We start from the raw sequence: 15994 nt of genomic DNA on the forward strand, positions 1-15994 counted from the left end.
ACAAAGAGGGCCGGATGAAACCGACCCTGCCTGATATACTGCGCCCGAAACGTGTATCCGCCCCTTAGACAGTCGCGCGTATAGTCCCGTTTTTCAGCAAACGCAAGGGCTGGCACCCTTTATAGCCTGCGTATGCGGGGGGATATGACGTGCGAAAAGGCAGACCGCAGCCTGCCCTCTCGTGATCCGTCATGCGCCGTGACGCTTAGGCTTCGGTCGGGCCGCCCGCGTCTTTCCAGCCGGGGAAACCACCAATGTTGGTGACATTGCTAAAGCCCATGTCGTGTAGGGTCTTGCCCGACAACGCGGCTTGGCCGCCCGCCCCGCAAATTAGATAGATTTCCGCGTCTTTCTTGAAGATCGGGTTATACATCTCTTCTTTGTTCGCATCGGCGCGGAATTCGATCATGCCACGCGGCACGCGGTGTGCGCCCTTGATTGTGCCGCTTTTGGCGATGTCACCAGAGTCGCGCACATCAATAAACATGCCTTCGCCTTTGGCGTGTTTCGCAATCGCATCATTAACGTCCATCTTGGGGACTACGGCATTGGCAGCGTCGAGATAATCTTGAGCGGTCTTCATAATCAGCACCTCTTGTTAATTCATGTCGCGCCGAGCTTAGCGCTAAGCACGTCTTGGACCAACGTTAAACGCCGCCATTCGTTCCAGCGCGCTCAAACACCCTGCCGCGCTGCCACCAGTGCAATTGCGCGCGCCACGGCCGTTTCGATATCCATTGTCGACGTGTCCATCAGTTCCGCATCCTCGGCGGGCTTTAATGGTGCCTCGGCGCGGGTGCTGTCGCGCGCGTCGCGGGCCTGAACATCGGCCAAAACCCCTTCGAGTGTGACCTCTGCCCCTTTGGCGCTTAGCTCGACAAAGCGGCGCTGCGCGCGCACCTCTGGTGTGGCGGTGATGAACAGCTTTACCGGTGCATCGGGGCAGATCACGGTGCCGATGTCACGCCCGTCCAGAACCGCGCCCCCTGCCCGCATGGCAAAGCTGCGCTGGAAATCGACCAAGGCGGCACGCACAGCGGGAATTGCAGCGGCGAGGCTTGCAGCCTCTGCCACAGCGTTGGTGCGCAGCTGGTCATTCTCGAGGTCATCGGCCTGCAAGGTCAGCGCGGCCTCTTCGGCGGTCATGCCGTCCAGCACCTTGGCCCCGACGGCACGGTACAGCAGGCCGGTATCCAGATGCGCAAAGCCGAAATGTGCAGCGACGGCGCGCCCTACGGTGCCCTTGCCCGCTGCAGCTGGCCCGTCAATCGCAACGGTAAATCCCAACATTACGCCTCCCCCTGTGTCACATTCGCACCAAGACGTTTCATCAGCGGTTCGAAGATCGGGAAGGACGTGGTGATGGGTGCCCCGTCATCCACACTGACGGGCGACGCCGCGGCCATGCCAAGGATCATGAAAGACATCGCAATCCGGTGGTCCAGCTGGCTGGCACAGGTCGCACCGCCCGGCACGTTCCCGTGCCCCCGTCCGGTTACCGCCCACCAGTCTGGGCCCTCGTCCACTTCGATCCCGTTGGCGCGCAGCCCCTTGGCCATCGCATCGATCCGGTCGCTTTCCTTGACGCGCAGCTCTTTGACACCGCGCATCATCGTTTGGCCCTGCGCAAAGGAGGCGACGACAGACAGCACCGGATATTCGTCAATCATCGACGCTGCGCGGGCTGGTGGCACCTCGATGCCTTTCAGATCGGGCGAAAACTTTGCCCGCAGATCAGCCACGGGCTCACCGCCCTCGGTCCGTTCATTCTCATAGCTCAGGTCGGCCCCCATTTCGCGCAATGTGGTGAACAGCCCTGCCCGCGTCGGGTTCAACCCGATGCCTGGCACCAGCACATCCGACCCCGGCACAATCAACGCGGCACAGACAGGAAACGCAGCCGAGGACGGATCGCGCGGGACATCGACATGCTGCGCTTGCAGTTCTGGCTGGCCGGTCAGAGTGATCACACGGCCCTCGTCGGTGTCTTCGACTGTGATTTCAGCGCCAAAGCCCGCCAACATGCGCTCGGTATGGTCGCGCGTGGCCTCGGCCTCGATCACGACAGTCTTGCCTGGGGCGTTCAGGCCCGCCAGCAACACGGCAGATTTTACCTGCGCCGACGGGACCGGAACAGTGTAACGTACAGGCACCGGGTCAGCGGCCCCCACGATGGTCATCGGCAAGCGCCCGCCTTTGCGGCCAACGGCTTGCGTGCCAAACAGCGCTAGCGGGTCCGTGACCCGCGCCATGGGGCGACCGTTCAGGCTTGCGTCGCCGGTAAATGTCGCGCTGATCGGGGATGTTGCCATCGACCCCATGATCAACCGTACCCCCGTGCCGGAGTTGCCGCAGTCGATCACCCCGTCAGGTTCAGCAAAACCACCAACGCCGACGCCGCGCACCGACCAGTTGCCGCCGCCCATATTGGTGACTTCTGCGCCAAAGGCTTGCATCGCCTTGGCTGTGTCCAGCACGTCATCACCTTCAAGCAGACCGCTGATGGTGGTTTCCCCCACACACATCGCGCCCAAAATCAGGGAACGGTGCGAGATCGACTTGTCGCCGGGCACCTCGGCCACGCCGGACAGCGGGCCGCAAGCGGTAGAGGTCATCGGGACGGGCGTGGCGTGGCTGGACATGGAGAACCCTCAAAAAACTTCCTGAAAGTCCGTCTTAAACCAGCGATCCCGTGCCGTCCATTGCCCGCGTCGGGGCAGCCTGCCTGCCGCTTAGATCTTGCGGAAGGTCAGGTAATGCGGCACGCGCCCCTCGCGCAGGGCTTTTTGTTCGTAGCGCGTGGAAATCCAATCGCCCCACGGTTCTTTCCAGTCGCCGGGGCGTTCGGCCAGCCATTCGAACCCGTGGCGTGGCACCTGTTCAAGCGTCTGGCGCACATAGTCCTCGATATCCGTCGCGACACGGAAAATCGCACCGGGCTTGAGCACCTTCACCAGCGGTTCAAGGTGTTCAGGCGTCACGAACCGGCGCCGGTGATGGCGTGTCTTGGGCCAAGGATCGGGATAGAGCAGAAAAGCGCGGTCAATCGACGCCTCGGGCAGCACGTCAAAGATATCGCGCGCATCGCCGGGGTGGATCGCCACATTGTCGACCCCCGCGCGGCGGATCTTGCCCAACAGCATCGCGACCCCGTTCATATAGGGTTCGCAGCCGATGATACCCACGTCGGGGTTTTGGGCGGCCTGATGCACCATATGTTCACCACCGCCAAAGCCGATCTCGAGCCAGACAGGTTTGCCATCAAACAAAGTCGGCAGATCCAGCGGTGTGCGGTCAGGGTTCGCATCCCAATCGACGGGACCGGGGGACAGCGCCTCTAGGTCCTCTTCGATATAGCCTTTCTGGCTTGGCTTAAGCGATTTGCCTTTAAGGCGACCGTAGAAATTGCGGCGGGGGCGTTCTGGATGTGTCATGGCGCTGGCTTTAGCCTGCGATGGCTACGGGCGCAACATTCCGCGTGATCCCCCGACGCAAAAGCCCGTCTTGCTGACGGTTTTGAGATGATCCCGACACGGATCAAAGGGTTCCTGACCAAGAGCATCAGCCATATCTCTATCGGCAAGCGCCCCGGCTTGGGCGCGCCGCCCCCCCTTTGGGCGCACCCCGCCAAAGCGAAAGGGCAGCCCACGGGCTGCCCTTTCGCGTCCAATACCGCGCTTGCTTACAGTGCGGCTTTCAGTGCATCGACCAGATCGGTCTTTTCCCAGCTGAACCCGCCGTCCGCTTCGGGCGCGCGGCCAAAGTGGCCATAGGCAGCTGTGCGTTCATAGATCGGCTTGTTCAGCTCCAGATGCTCGCGGATGCCCCGTGGGGTCAGGTCGATGATCTGGCGGATCGCTTTTTCAATCGCGGCATCCGACACATCGGCGTCGCCGCCATAGGTGTCGCAATAGATCGACAAGGGCTTTGATACGCCGATCGCATAGCTCAGCTGGATCGTGCATTTCTCTGCCAGACCCGCGGCGACGACGTTCTTGGCCAGATAGCGCGCGACATAGGCAGCAGAGCGGTCAACCTTTGTCGGATCTTTGCCCGAGAACGCGCCGCCCCCGTGCGGTGCCGCACCGCCATAGGTATCCACGATGATCTTGCGACCGGTCAGGCCGGCATCACCGTCAGGACCGCCAATCACGAATGTCCCCGTCGGGTTCACCCACCATTCGGTGTCCGGTGTGATCCAGCCTTCGGGCAGGACTTGGGTGATATAGGGTTCGACAATATCGCGAATGTCGGCGCTGGTCTGGCCCGCGTCGGCGTGCTGCGTCGACAGCACGATAGAGGACACGCCAACAGGTTTGCCGTCTTCATAGCGCACGGAAAGCTGGCTTTTCGCGTCAGGGCGCAGCGTCGGCTCGGTGCCGTCTTTGCGCACCTCGGCCAGACGGCGCAGGATCGCATGGGCATAGTGAATCGGCGCTGGCATCAGCTCTGGCGTTTCAGTGGTCGCGAAACCGAACATGATGCCCTGATCGCCTGCCCCTTCTTCCTTGTCGCCCGACGCGTCCACACCCTGCGCAATATGCGCCGACTGGGGGTGCAGCAGATTGGTGATCTCGCAGGTGGCGTGGTGGAATTCGTCCTGCTCGTACCCGATATCTTTGATGCACGCACGGGCGATGCCGTCAATCTTGCCAAGGTATTCGTCCAGTTTGGACTTGTTTGACAGGCCCACTTCGCCGCCGATGATCACCCGATTGGTTGTGGCAAAAGTCTCGGCTGCCACCCGCGCTTCGGGCTCTTCGGTGAGAAAGGCGTCAAGTACTGCGTCGGAAATCCGGTCGCAGACCTTATCCGGGTGGCCCTCGGAAACGGATTCCGAAGTGAACGTATAATTCTTGCGGGACATTTAGTGCTCCAATAGGTTTCATAGCCACGTCAGGAAGCCGTTGTGGCCGATTAGCGGGGCTTAGCTATGCCTGCCCCTGTGGTCAAACTTTAAGTTGCGACGTTTGCGCAGGATAACAAGGGCAAATCCTGCCAAAGTGATGAAAAGAAACGGCCATTCGCCCCACCTGCTATAGGGTGTCGCGGGGCGTGGGCCGGGCAAGCGTGCATCCAGAAAGCCGGCTTGGTTCAAGGCCAGGCTTTTCGTGATGCGGCCCCAAGGATCAATCATCGCCGACACGCCGGTATTGGCGACGCGCGCCATGGGCAGACCCTGCTCTATCGCGCGCATCCGCGCTTGGGCCAAGTGCTGCAATGGCCCCTGCCCCTTGCCAAACCACGCATCATTTGTGAGCTGCATCAGAAACGCCGGACGCGCCGGTGCCGCGTTGACGTCGCGGGCGAACACGGCCTCGTAGCAGATCAACGGCAGCGCGGCACCCAGATCCCCCAGATCCATTAGCTCTGCGCCCGGACCAGAGGAAAAGCCGCTGCCAAACTGTGCCGCCATGCCGCGCAGTCCTATCCGACCCAGAATGTCGCCAAAGGGGATGTATTCGCCAAAGGGCACCAGATGGTGTTTGTCATAGGTCTGAACCACCTCTGCATCGGGGCCAAGCAGCACAGCCGAGTTGTAATAGGCCATGTCGTCGCGCCGCTGCACCCCCAGCACAACGGGCGTACCGGCTGCGGCTTCGCTGATATAGGTCAACGCGCCATGGGCCAGATCCAGCGGCCACGCGATAGCGGTTTCGGACCAAAGGATCAGATCAGGGGCCGCATCCCCCTGCGCCGGAGCGGCGCTGGTCAAAGCGAGCTGACGATCAAAGAACTCCGGAATCTTGGCGGGATCCCACTTGTCTTTCTGCGCCGCGTTGGGCTGCACCATGCGGATCATATGCTGGGTCAAAACGGCATCTGGACCGCCGAACGGGACGGTCAAAGCCAGCACAGTGCATACGCGCGCGCCCCAGACAGCAGCCTGACGCAGCACGGATCCACCGGCGCGCTGCACCACGGCCACGGCTAGCGCGACAACCGCAAGTGTCATCCCGTAGGGGCCGATCAGTGCCAGCCCCTGCCCCGGCCATACGTTAACCAAGGATTGCGAGAACATGCCCCAAGGGAAGCCAGTAAACAGATACCCGCGCAGCATTTCTGCGGCGGGCAGCACGAAGATCAGCGGCCAAACCTGCGCGGACAACCTGCGCGCGCCATAGAACGCCGCTGCCCAGAACAGCGCCAAGCCGCCGGTCAGCCCGACTACGGCAAACGGGGCCATCCAGGCGTAGCGTTCGGGATCAACCATGAAGGGCGACACCAGCCATGACCAGCCGTGGATGAAATACCCAAAGCCAAAACCCCAGCCGATCGCAGCCGCTTGGCGCGACGTTGCAATGCGGCGGTAGATCAGCAGCACCGCTGCGAGGGCGGCCAGCAAAACCAGCGGCAGATCATACGGGGCCTGCCCAAAGGCCGCGACAACGCCGGCAAGCACCGCTGCCCCGAACCGCATCCAAGCGGCACTGCGCAGTGTCATCAGTGAGATCCGGCCATACGCACACGCAACCGCTTGATCCGGCGGGGATCCGCATCGATGACCTCGAATTCGGGGCCGTCGGGGTGCACAACCACTTCGCCGCGCGCCGGTACCCGACCCGACAGCATAAAGACCAACCCGCCAAGCGTATCGATTTCCTCTTCGTCCACATCGTCGTGGTCGGTCAACGAACGTCCGATCTCTGCCTCGAAATCATCCAGCGGCGTTTTGGCCAGCGCAAGGTAGCAGCCCGGTTTTTCAACGGTCCAGTATTTCCCTTCATCGACGTCATGTTCGTCTTCGATCTCGCCGATCACCTGTTCGATGAGGTCTTCGATCGTGACCAGCCCGTCGACGCCGCCATATTCGTCAATCACCAACGCCATGTGACGCCGTTCCGCCTGCATCTTGGTCAGCAGCACGCCAATGGTCATTGATGGCGGCACAAACAACAAGGGACGGAGCATCGCATTGAGATCAAACTCGGCGGATCTGCCATTAAAACCGTGGGTCAGCGCCAGGTCCTTGAGGTGGGCCATACCAACGGGCGTATCGAGCGTCCCGTCGTAAACCGGCAACCGCGTTAGGCCGCTCTCTTTGAACACGCCCACCAATTCATCCAGCGTCGAGCCGACGGGTATGGCGGTGATATCCGCCTTGGGCACCGCAACGTCTTCGACCCGCATCCGGCGCAGGTTCATCATGCCGCGCGTGGAAAGCCGGTCGGTCTGAGCCGCAGTCATTTCCTCCTCTTCCTCGGGGTCTGACGCGCTGAGTGCACCCATGACCCGGGAAAAGAAGCCACCGGATTTAGGGGTATCTTCGGTTTCTTCAGCCTCGGAGGCCAGTTTTATGTCTTCCAACTGCGCGCTTTGCGCCGCCTCAGATGATCCGTCTGTATCGCCCATCGGGTCCTGTCTTTATGTGGTTAGGCAGGCAGTTGCGCTGCGTCGTCTCTATATGGGTCATCCAACCCTAATTTACCAAGTATTTCTACCTCTAACCGTTCCATCAGGGCCGCATCCCCGTCCCGTTCGTGGTCATAGCCCACCAAATGGAGCACCCCGTGAACGATCAAATGGGTCACATGATCAACCATCGGCTTGCCTGCGGCCTCTGCCTCGGCGTGGCAGGTATCATATGAAATCGCGATATCGCCGAGTTCCAGCATATTGTCGAACCCCGGCGTGACCGGCAGCGGTATATCGCCATCCTGCGTGGCACCGCGTTCTTCCGCGGGCCAGCTCAGTACATTGGTCGGCGTGGGTTTGTCGCGGAAATCAGCATTCAGCGTGGCAATATGCGCGTCGTCACAGGCCAGCACAGTGACCTCGGCGGCGCTGGCCTCCAGCGACAGATGCGCCAGCGTGGCCGATATCGCACGCGGGCACAGCGTCTCTAGGTCCAAATCGGCCCAACGCGGATCTTCCTCGATTACGTCCAGCGCCTGCATCAGCGCCGCACCGGGGGCCAGCCCCCGGCCCCCCGGAGTTTATTTGGCAAAATGAAGCAGCCGGGCATTACGCGTGGCCCGTATCTGCTTCGTAGGCTTCGATGATCGCGGCAACTAGCGGGTGACGCACCACGTCTTTGGACGTGAAGTAATTAAAGCTGATCTTGGGGATCGTCTTGAGCAGCCGTTCCGCGTCTTGCAGCCCCGACGGCACGCCGCGTGGCAAGTCGATCTGGGTCCGGTCGCCTGTAATCACCATACGCGACCCTTCGCCCAAACGGGTCAGGAACATCTTCATCTGCATAGAGGTCGCGTTCTGCGCCTCGTCCAACACAACAAAAGCATTCGACAGGGTCCGCCCGCGCATAAAGGCCAGCGGTGCGATCTCGATCTTTTTCTCTTCGATCAGCTTGGCCAGCTGTTTGCCGGGCAAGAAATCGTTCAGCGCATCATAGAGCGGCTGCATGTAGGGATCGACCTTGTCCTTCATATCGCCCGGCAGATAGCCAAGTTTTTCGCCTGCTTCGACCGCGGGACGCGACAGGATAATGCGATCAACATGGCCGCCAATGAACATCGACACGCCCACAGCCACGGCCAGATAGGTTTTGCCCGTGCCGGCGGGCCCGATGCCAAAGGCCAGTTCATTGTCAAACAGCGATTGCACATAGGCCTTTTGTGCCGCGGTGCGGGGTTCGACACGTTTCTTGCGGGTCTGGATTTCGACGCCGCCAAGATTGGGCATCTCGATCTGGTCGCCCGGACGTACGCCTGTCCCTGCCGCGGAATCACCCATGCGCAACAGGCTGGTGACATCCGCAGGTTCGACGCTGCGTCCGCCTTCAAGCCGGGCATATAGCCCGTTCAGCACCGCCACGGCACGCGTTGTCGCATCATCTTCGCCGATCACCGACAGCTGGTTGCCTCGGCGCACAATCTGCACCTCGAGCGCCGTTTCCACGGCGGTCAGATTGGCGTCATAAGGGCCGCACAGGTCGATCAGCAGCCGGTTATCCGGAAATTCAAGCTGCTGCGCGTTAGAGGCGGGAGGTGTCATTGTATCACTAGATGGCAAAGCGTTTTCCTAATTGGAGATGTCTTTGGATTAATATGGGACCCGTTTTCAAACTGTGTACCCCTTGGCACCGACAAAAAAGGGCCGGAGCGTAAAACGCGCCGGCCCGATCCTATGTGCAGGAGTCGTCTCAAGATCAGTTTGGATCTCGGACGCGCGAACCGCCTTTGAAATCACCCGCCGTATAGGTCGGCTGCGCCACACCAGAACAAACCGGCTTGCCATATTTGTCCAAGCGCTGGCTCAGGTAGCCTTCGACGCCATCATCGATGATCCAGTGGTCGCAGCCATTGGGGTCGACCCAGATACCGGCCTGAAGCTGGCTCAGGTGCTTTTTGTCGAAACCGCGGTCAACGGATTTATCGGCGGGGTAGCCCCGGCCTTCGTAGTCAGCGCAAGCACCCAGTGTCAGGGCGCAGGCGGTGACCATCATAATCTTAGCTTTCATCACGTTACTGTCCCCTTAGCGAATGCAGATGATTTCGACGCGGCGGTTCTTGGCCATACCGCCCGATGTGCCGTTGGACGCTGCTGGCATCCGCTCGCCGTAGCCGCGAACATCCGCGATGCGGGCCCCCGACTGCTGTGCGATACTGGCGACAGCATTGGCACGGTTCAGCGACAGCTTCATGTTATAGGCATCCGACGCACGGCTGTCGGTGTGACCGCTGACGATATAGGACACTGCACCTGTCGACTTGAAGAATTCAGCCAGACGCGCGCGGCCCTGCGGGTGCACGCGGTAGCTGTCAGTCTTGAAAAACTGGTCCGTATCCATCACGCCGCAGACGTTCCCCCGGCGGCAGACAGGAATACCCTGACGTGTGACATGCGGTGTCATGTAGCCTTCGGCACCGTCATCCATGACCCAGTGTTCGCACCCGTCGGGATCAACCCAGATCGTTGGAATATACTGGCCCTTGTCGCGGCCCTGTTGAGATCTTGTTTGTGCATCGGCAGCAGATGCCTGAAGCACGAATGTCGCGGCGATCATGGTGCCCGCAAACAGCCGTAGCCCCTTGGAAATTGTATTGAACACAGCCCTCGTCCTTTTCTTCTGTCCCCCAGTCGGAAAACCCAGAGATACCCCAGGCACCACGGTCGTCCGCTATATGTTGTAAGATTAGGAGGTAAACGAGGCTCTGTGAAGCGCGAATGCGGCCATATTTACTATATTACTGCCACACTTACGCCATTTACCCGCGATTGCAGCCGTTTTGGTCTACAATCTTTGCGGGCAAAGCGCGGCTTGCGACACTTAAATCTGCCGTGCGGTCAGTGAATTGGTTTTGGCATCAACGATTCTGACGCGGACCACATCGCCGATATTGGCCTGCGCATCGTCAATATGCACAGAATGGAGGTATTCTGATTTACCCACCATTTGCCCTACCTCGCGGCCGGTTTTTTCCACCAGTACAGACAGGTCACGGCCGACCATGCTGTTCTGGATCTCGCGCTGTTGGCCGGTGATCAACCCTTGCAGACGTTGCAGGCGCGCGTCGGCGATGGCGGCCTCTACCTGCGGGCGTTCAGCGGCGGGGGTGCCCGGGCGGGTCGAGTATTTGAACGAATAAGCATATCCGTATTTGACCTCGCGGACGAGCTCCATCGTGGCCTCGAAATCCGCGTCTGTCTCTTCGGGGAAGCCGACGATGAAATCGCCCGACATCACGATATCGGGCCGTGCGGCACGGATGCGTTCGATCAGCCGCAGATAGCTTTCGGCGGTGTGGCTGCGGTTCATCCGCTTGAGGATACGATCGGACCCCGATTGAACGGGCAGGTGCAAATAGGGCATCAGCTTGTCGATCTCGCCATGTGCCGCGATCAGCGCGTCGTCCATGTCATTGGGGTGGCTGGTGGTATAGCGGATCCGTTCCAGCCCGTCGATCTTGGCCAACTCTTGGATCAGGCGGGCAAGCGTGTAATCCGCGCCCTCTGCGCCCACGCCGTGATAGGCGTTGACGTTCTGACCCAGCAAAGTGACTTCGCGCACGCCGCGTTCTACCAGTTCGCGCGCTTCGGTCAGCACACGGGTTGCAGGGCGCGAGACTTCGGCACCGCGGGTATAGGGCACCACGCAGAAGGCGCAGAACTTGTCGCACCCTTCTTGCACGGTCAGAAATGCAGAGGGTGCGCGTTTCGCCTTGCCGCGGCCCTTGAGCTTTTCGAATTTGTCTTCTTCGGGGAAATCCGTATCTAGCGCAGTCTTGCCGGACCGCACGCGGGCTTCCATGGCGGGGAGCCGGTGATAGGATTGCGGCCCGACGACCAGATCAACAGCCGGTTGACGGCGCATGATCTCTGCCCCTTCGGCCTGCGCCACGCAACCGGTCACGCCGATTTTCAGATTGGGGTTCAGCTCTTTCAGCGGCTTCAGGCGGCCCAGCTCGGAATAGACTTTTTCAGCCGCTTTTTCCCGGATGTGACAGGTGTTCAGCAGGATCATATCCGCATCGGCAGCGGTCTTTGTTTCGACGTAAGTATCGCCCAGAGACTCGGCCATACGTTCACTGTCGTAGACGTTCATCTGGCAACCGTAGGTCTTGATGAACAGCTTTTTTGGCGCGGTCATGGCAGGGTCCGTTGATCAAAGGTGCAAAAGCGCGGTCTAACAGTGCCAGCGTTCTCTTGCAATGCGTCCCGATTTGACAGATTTAGGACAAAGCGCAGTTTCCACCGGGGTGTCATGCAATATCGTAGTCTTGACCATTTCATCAGCGACAGCAAAACCGTGCTGAGCAAGGGCCCCATCGCCTTGATCATGGTCGAAGACGCCATAGAGATCGAGACAACGCTGCGCCATCACCAGCAGCTTGGGTTCGGCACGTTGGTTGCCTTTATGCCCCCCAGCTTTGCACTGGCCCGCGATGTGGCCGAAAGCAAAGGCGTGCTGCGGGTAGATTACGACATGGACCGCGAAGGCGCGATCGAAGATGCGGTGAACGCCGTGATCGAGGCCGCGCCGGGGCAATGGCTGTATGTCTGCTATAACGCGGAATACCTGTTCTACCCCTTCTGCGAGACGCGCACCGTGGGCGAGATGCTGGCGTTTCACACCGAAGAGCGCCGCGATGCGATGTTGGCCTATGTTGTCGACCTCTACGCAGATGATCTTGAGGCGGCACCCAACGCCGTGTCCTTGGACAATGCCCTTATGGATCGGTCCGGCTATTACGCGCTGGCCCGTCAAGAGACGCCTGACACCGCCCCCAAAGAGCGGCAGTTGGATTTCTTTGGCGGATTACGGTGGCGCTTTGAGGAACACGTGCCAGCGGCGCGGCGCAAGATCGACCGCATTTCCCTGTTCCGCGCCAAACCCGGCTTGAGGATGCTTGGCGATCACACGTTCTCGGATCAGGAATACAACACCTACGCCTGCCCGTGGCATCACAATATCACAGCCTCCGTCTGCTCGTTCCGCACGGCCAAGGCGCTCAAGTCCAATCCGGGCAGTACGGGCAGCATTTCAACCTTCAAATGGCACAACTCTGCGCCGTTTGAATGGCATTCACGGCAGCTGCTGGATCTGGGTCTGATGGAACCGGGACAATGGTTCTAGCGCGGTGCAGTTGGTGAAATACGCCCGCGCCCGATTGGCAGCCGCGGCCTAAACCTTGCGGCGCAGACGGATCACCACATCGACCGATGCGATCTCGGCCCCTTCGGGGGCGTCAGGCAGCTGCGCGATCACAAGCTGATCAGAGGGGGCATCGGACAGACGCGCCTCGTCCTCCCAGAAGAAATGGGGGTGATCATGGGTGTTGGTATCGAAATAGCTTTTGGACCCGTCAACCGTGACTTCCTGCATCAGCCCCGCATCGCAAAAGGCGCGCAGGGTATTGTAGACGGTTGCCAGCGACACGGCATCGCCCTGCCCCTTGGCCGCGTCAAACAGGCTTTCGGCGGTGACATGGCGGTGCTGACCGTCGCCCACCAACAGATGCGCCAGCGTCATGCGCTGCCGCGTGGGGCGCAGGCCCGCCTTGGCAAGCCACTCAGAACTGATCTGCTGTGTTGTTTGGGTCATTGGCTATAGGTACCTCTCATGTCCTATATATAAAGGGCAAAGCCTGCGGTTTTCAAACGGAAATCCCGAAACACCTGCCAACGCCGCCCTGCGCCGTGGCGTAAATGCGATCTGCCTGCGCCCTTGCGGGCCTGCGGTGCGCAATGCTAAACCTGCCGGGACTTGAAATTCAGCCCTCAGGAGCCGCGATATTATGGCCGACTACCCCACCAGCTTTGACAAAGAAGCCCTGCTCAAATGCGCCCGTGGCGAGCTTTTCGGCGAAGGCAACGCACAGCTGCCCGCCCCGCCGATGCTGATGATGGACCGTATTACAGACGTATCCGCTGATGGCGGTGCCCACGGCAAAGGCCACATCACGGCCGAATTCGACATCACGCCTGACCTGTGGTTCTTTGACTGCCACTTCCCCGGCAACCCGATCATGCCCGGCTGTCTTGGCCTTGATGGCCTGTGGCAGCTGACCGGCTTTAACCTTGGCTGGCGCGGCTGGCAGGGGCGCGGCTATGCGCTTGGCGTCGGCGAAGTGAAACTGACCGGTATGGTACGCCCTGACCGCAAGTTGCTGACCTACAAGATCGACTTTACCAAAGCGATCCAGACCCGTCGCCTGACCATGGGCGTTGCCGATGGCATCGTCGAAGCTGACGGCGAAGTGATCTATCAGGTCAAAGACATGAAGGTCGCGCTGAGCGAGAGCTGAGCGGACTTCCGAGCATCTTGCTGATCATCCAGACAGACTGATGACTTGATTTGTCGCCCCATAGGCGGCAAACGGGAAACGAACGTGCGGCCCCGCAACACGCGCGGGCCGCGCAGCATCAAGAGGGCACCCGCCCCACACAGATCAAGGGAGTGCAGCCCATGCGCCGCGTCGTTGTCACAGGATTGGGAATTGTCTCGTCCATCGGAAACAATGCAGAAGAAGTTCTGGCATCGCTTAAAGACGGGACCAGCGGCATCGTCGCCAGCCCCGAAATGACAGAGCACGGCTTTCGCAGCCGCGTTGCAGGGACGCTCAAGATTGATGTGGCCGACCACATCGACAAACGCGCGCTGCGCTTCATGGGCGGCGGCGCGGCCTATGCCTATATCGCGATGCAGCAAGCGATCGCGGACGCCGGCCTGAGCGAAGACCAGGTCAGCAACCCGCGCACCGGCCTTGTGGCGGGCTCCGGCGGGCCGTCGACTTCGGCGCTGTTCACCGCGCATAATGTCGTGCGCGACACCGGCGCGACCAAGCGTATCGGGCCGTTCGCCGTGCCAAAATGCATGTCGTCCACCGTCAGCGCGAACCTGTCGACTGCTTTCAAGATCAAAGGCATCAACTATTCGATCACCTCGGCCTGCTCTACTTCGCTGCATTGCATCGGTAACGCGGCCGAACAGATCATGTTGGGCAAGCAAGACGTGATGTTCGCAGGCGGCGGCGAGGAACTGGACTGGACGCTGTCGTGCCTGTTCGACGCCATGGGCGCGATGAGCAGCAAATATAACGACGCCCCCGAAACCGCGAGCCGCGCCTTTGACGCCAACCGCGACGGGTTCGTGATTTCGGGCGGCGGCGGCATGCTGGTGCTCGAAGAGCTTGAGCACGCCAAGGCCCGCGGTGCCACCATCTATGCCGAAGTTACCGGCTATGCGGCGACATCCGATGGGCACGACATGGTAGCCCCCTCTGGCGAGGGTGGCGAACGCGCCATGCGTCTGGCGCTGGAAACCCTGCCCGAGGGCCGCAAGGTCGGCTATATCAACGCGCACGGCACATCCACACCCGTCGGCGATGTCGGCGAAATCGAAGCGGTCCGCCGCGTCTTTGGCCAAGGCAGCACGCCACCCGTCAGCTCGACCAAGTCGATGACCGGCCACGCCCAAGGGGCCGCCGGCGCACTAGAGGCAGTGTTCTGCCTGTTGATGCTGAAACATGACTTTATCACGAAATCCATCAACGTCGTTGATCTGGACCCGAAACTGGACCCCTCCGAAATCGCGCTGGAGCGCGTGGACAATGCCGGTCTAGATTCGGTGATGACCAACTCCTTTGGGTTCGGCGGCACCAACGGATCAATGATCCTTTCCAAGTTCCAAGAGTAAGGGCAGCAAATGTCAGAAATGCTTAAAGGAAAACGCGGCCTGATCATGGGTGTCGCGAATGAACGTTCCATCGCTTGGGGCATTGCCAAGGCGATGGCCGGGGCCGGTGCGGAACTGGCGTTCACCTATCAGGGGGAAGCATTTGGCTCGCGTCTTAAACCGCTGGCTGAAAGCGTCGGGTCTGACTTTATGGTCGATGTCGATGTGACCGACGATGTCTCGCTTGATGCCGCGTTTGACCAACTGCGCGCGCGTTGGCCCACGATCGATTTCGTCGTCCACGCCATCGCGTTTTCCGACAAGTCAGAGCTGACGGGCCGTTTCCTGAACACCAGCCGCGAGAACTTTAAAAACTCGATGGATATCTCGGCCTATTCCTTCATCGAGGTCGCACGGCGGGCGCATCCGCTGATGGTCGAGAATGGCGGCACGCTGCTGACGCTGACCTATATGGGATCAAATCGTGTAACGCCCAACTACAATGTCATGGGCGTAGCCAAAGCCGCACTGGAAAGCGCCACGCGCTATCTGGCGAATGATCTGGGGCCCGAAGGCATCCGCGTCAACGCAATCAGCCCCGGCCCGATGAAAACGCTCGCTGGTGCCGCGATTGGCGGGGCGCGCAAGACCTATAAGCACACCGACATGAACGCCCCCTTGCGGTCCAACGCGACGCTGGAAGCCGTTGGCGGGACAGCGGTCTATCTGGCCTCTGATGCCGGTGCCTGCACCACGGGCGAGATCATCCGCGTTGATGGTGGGTTCCATGTACTGGGAATGCCGCAGGCGGATAACCTGTAAGCACACTGCAGATACGATACTGGCGATCCGGGGCTCTGCCACAAAGTTCTATTTCCGGGGCTCTGCCCCGGGACCCCGGGATTTTTCCCCATT

17 protein-coding genes and 1 riboswitch are annotated in these 15994 nt (G+C 60.4%); of the genes, 4 read left to right on the forward strand and 13 right to left on the reverse strand.

All coding sequences use genetic code 11. The features are described from left to right. Window positions 1-205: 205 nt before the first annotated feature. From ACVBAU_RS13925 to miaB, 12 genes are all read right to left on the reverse strand, one after another. Window positions 206-583 carry a rhodanese-like domain-containing protein gene (locus ACVBAU_RS13925; RefSeq protein ID WP_335744337.1) on the reverse strand — a complete coding sequence of 126 codons (378 nt, stop codon included), beginning with the start codon at window positions 581-583 and terminating at the stop codon, window positions 206-208. A 92-nt stretch (window positions 584-675) separates the two neighbouring features. Further along, complete coding sequence (locus ACVBAU_RS13930) at window positions 676-1290, reverse strand: (d)CMP kinase (RefSeq protein WP_138922796.1); 615 nt, start codon at window positions 1288-1290, stop codon at window positions 676-678. Beyond that, window positions 1290-2642: a 3-phosphoshikimate 1-carboxyvinyltransferase gene (gene aroA / locus ACVBAU_RS13935; RefSeq protein WP_448326808.1), complete on the reverse strand. Its 1353-nt coding sequence runs from the start codon at window positions 2640-2642 to the stop codon at window positions 1290-1292. The genes ACVBAU_RS13930 and aroA overlap by 1 nt, the downstream gene beginning before the upstream one ends. Before the next feature lie 90 nt (window positions 2643-2732). Further along, window positions 2733-3434 (reverse strand): tRNA (guanosine(46)-N7)-methyltransferase TrmB, encoded by a 702-nt coding sequence (gene trmB / locus ACVBAU_RS13940; RefSeq protein ID WP_448326809.1) that lies wholly within the window; start codon window positions 3432-3434, stop codon window positions 2733-2735. A 248-nt stretch (window positions 3435-3682) separates the two neighbouring features. After that, the gene (gene metK, locus ACVBAU_RS13945; RefSeq protein ID WP_448326810.1) at window positions 3683-4867 is read right to left on the reverse strand and encodes a methionine adenosyltransferase; all 1185 of its coding nucleotides are present in this window, start codon (window positions 4865-4867) and stop codon (window positions 3683-3685) included. 4 nt (window positions 4868-4871) lie between these two features. Then, window positions 4872-4919: riboswitch (SAM-SAH riboswitch) on the reverse strand. Between the two features lie 8 nt (window positions 4920-4927). Continuing rightward, window positions 4928-6445, reverse strand: a complete 1518-nt coding sequence (gene lnt / locus ACVBAU_RS13950) for an apolipoprotein N-acyltransferase (RefSeq protein WP_448326811.1) — start codon at window positions 6443-6445, stop codon at window positions 4928-4930. Further along, window positions 6445-7353 carry a hemolysin family protein gene (locus tag ACVBAU_RS13955; protein ID WP_335744342.1) on the reverse strand — a complete coding sequence of 303 codons (909 nt, stop codon included), beginning with the start codon at window positions 7351-7353 and terminating at the stop codon, window positions 6445-6447. Before ACVBAU_RS13955 ends, lnt begins: the two co-directional genes overlap by 1 nt. 20 nt (window positions 7354-7373) lie before the next feature. Next, window positions 7374-7898, reverse strand: a complete 525-nt coding sequence (gene ybeY, locus ACVBAU_RS13960; RefSeq protein ID WP_448326812.1) for an rRNA maturation RNase YbeY — start codon at window positions 7896-7898, stop codon at window positions 7374-7376. Between the two features lie 67 nt (window positions 7899-7965). Further along, window positions 7966-8955: a PhoH family protein gene (locus ACVBAU_RS13965; protein WP_138922789.1), complete on the reverse strand. Its 990-nt coding sequence runs from the start codon at window positions 8953-8955 to the stop codon at window positions 7966-7968. Window positions 8956-9109: 154 nt separating this feature from the next. Beyond that, a complete protein-coding gene (locus tag ACVBAU_RS13970) occupies window positions 9110-9421 on the reverse strand; it encodes a hypothetical protein (RefSeq protein WP_093733558.1) in 312 nt (103 codons plus the stop codon). 15 nt (window positions 9422-9436) lie between these two features. Continuing rightward, window positions 9437-9967 (reverse strand): OmpA family protein, encoded by a 531-nt coding sequence (locus ACVBAU_RS13975; RefSeq protein ID WP_441351454.1) that lies wholly within the window; start codon window positions 9965-9967, stop codon window positions 9437-9439. A 264-nt stretch (window positions 9968-10231) separates the two neighbouring features. Then, window positions 10232-11551: a tRNA (N6-isopentenyl adenosine(37)-C2)-methylthiotransferase MiaB gene (miaB, locus tag ACVBAU_RS13980; RefSeq protein ID WP_448326813.1), complete on the reverse strand. Its 1320-nt coding sequence runs from the start codon at window positions 11549-11551 to the stop codon at window positions 10232-10234. 114 nt (window positions 11552-11665) lie between these two features. On the opposite strand from miaB, the gene ACVBAU_RS13985 reads away from it, so the two are divergent. After that, window positions 11666-12538: a glycosyltransferase family 2 protein gene (locus ACVBAU_RS13985; RefSeq protein ID WP_448326814.1), complete on the forward strand. Its 873-nt coding sequence runs from the start codon at window positions 11666-11668 to the stop codon at window positions 12536-12538. Between the two features lie 48 nt (window positions 12539-12586). Here the strand turns inward: ACVBAU_RS13985 and irrA are convergent, their stop codons facing one another. Beyond that, window positions 12587-13006 carry an iron response transcriptional regulator IrrA gene (gene irrA / locus ACVBAU_RS13990; RefSeq protein ID WP_093733554.1) on the reverse strand — a complete coding sequence of 140 codons (420 nt, stop codon included), beginning with the start codon at window positions 13004-13006 and terminating at the stop codon, window positions 12587-12589. Window positions 13007-13199: 193 nt separating this feature from the next. On the opposite strand from irrA, the gene fabA reads away from it, so the two are divergent. From fabA to ACVBAU_RS14005, 3 genes are all read left to right on the forward strand, one after another. Further along, window positions 13200-13709: a bifunctional 3-hydroxydecanoyl-ACP dehydratase/trans-2-decenoyl-ACP isomerase gene (gene fabA, locus ACVBAU_RS13995; protein ID WP_093733553.1), complete on the forward strand. Its 510-nt coding sequence runs from the start codon at window positions 13200-13202 to the stop codon at window positions 13707-13709. A 161-nt stretch (window positions 13710-13870) separates the two neighbouring features. After that, window positions 13871-15100, forward strand: coding sequence for a beta-ketoacyl-ACP synthase I (gene fabB / locus ACVBAU_RS14000; RefSeq protein ID WP_138922785.1), 1230 nt, complete (start codon window positions 13871-13873; stop codon window positions 15098-15100). A gap of 9 nt (window positions 15101-15109) precedes the next feature. Then, complete coding sequence (locus ACVBAU_RS14005; RefSeq protein WP_448326815.1) at window positions 15110-15901, forward strand: enoyl-ACP reductase FabI; 792 nt, start codon at window positions 15110-15112, stop codon at window positions 15899-15901. The last annotated feature ends 93 nt before the right edge of the window (window positions 15902-15994 follow it).

Source organism: Sulfitobacter sp. M13 (genome assembly GCF_053474885.1).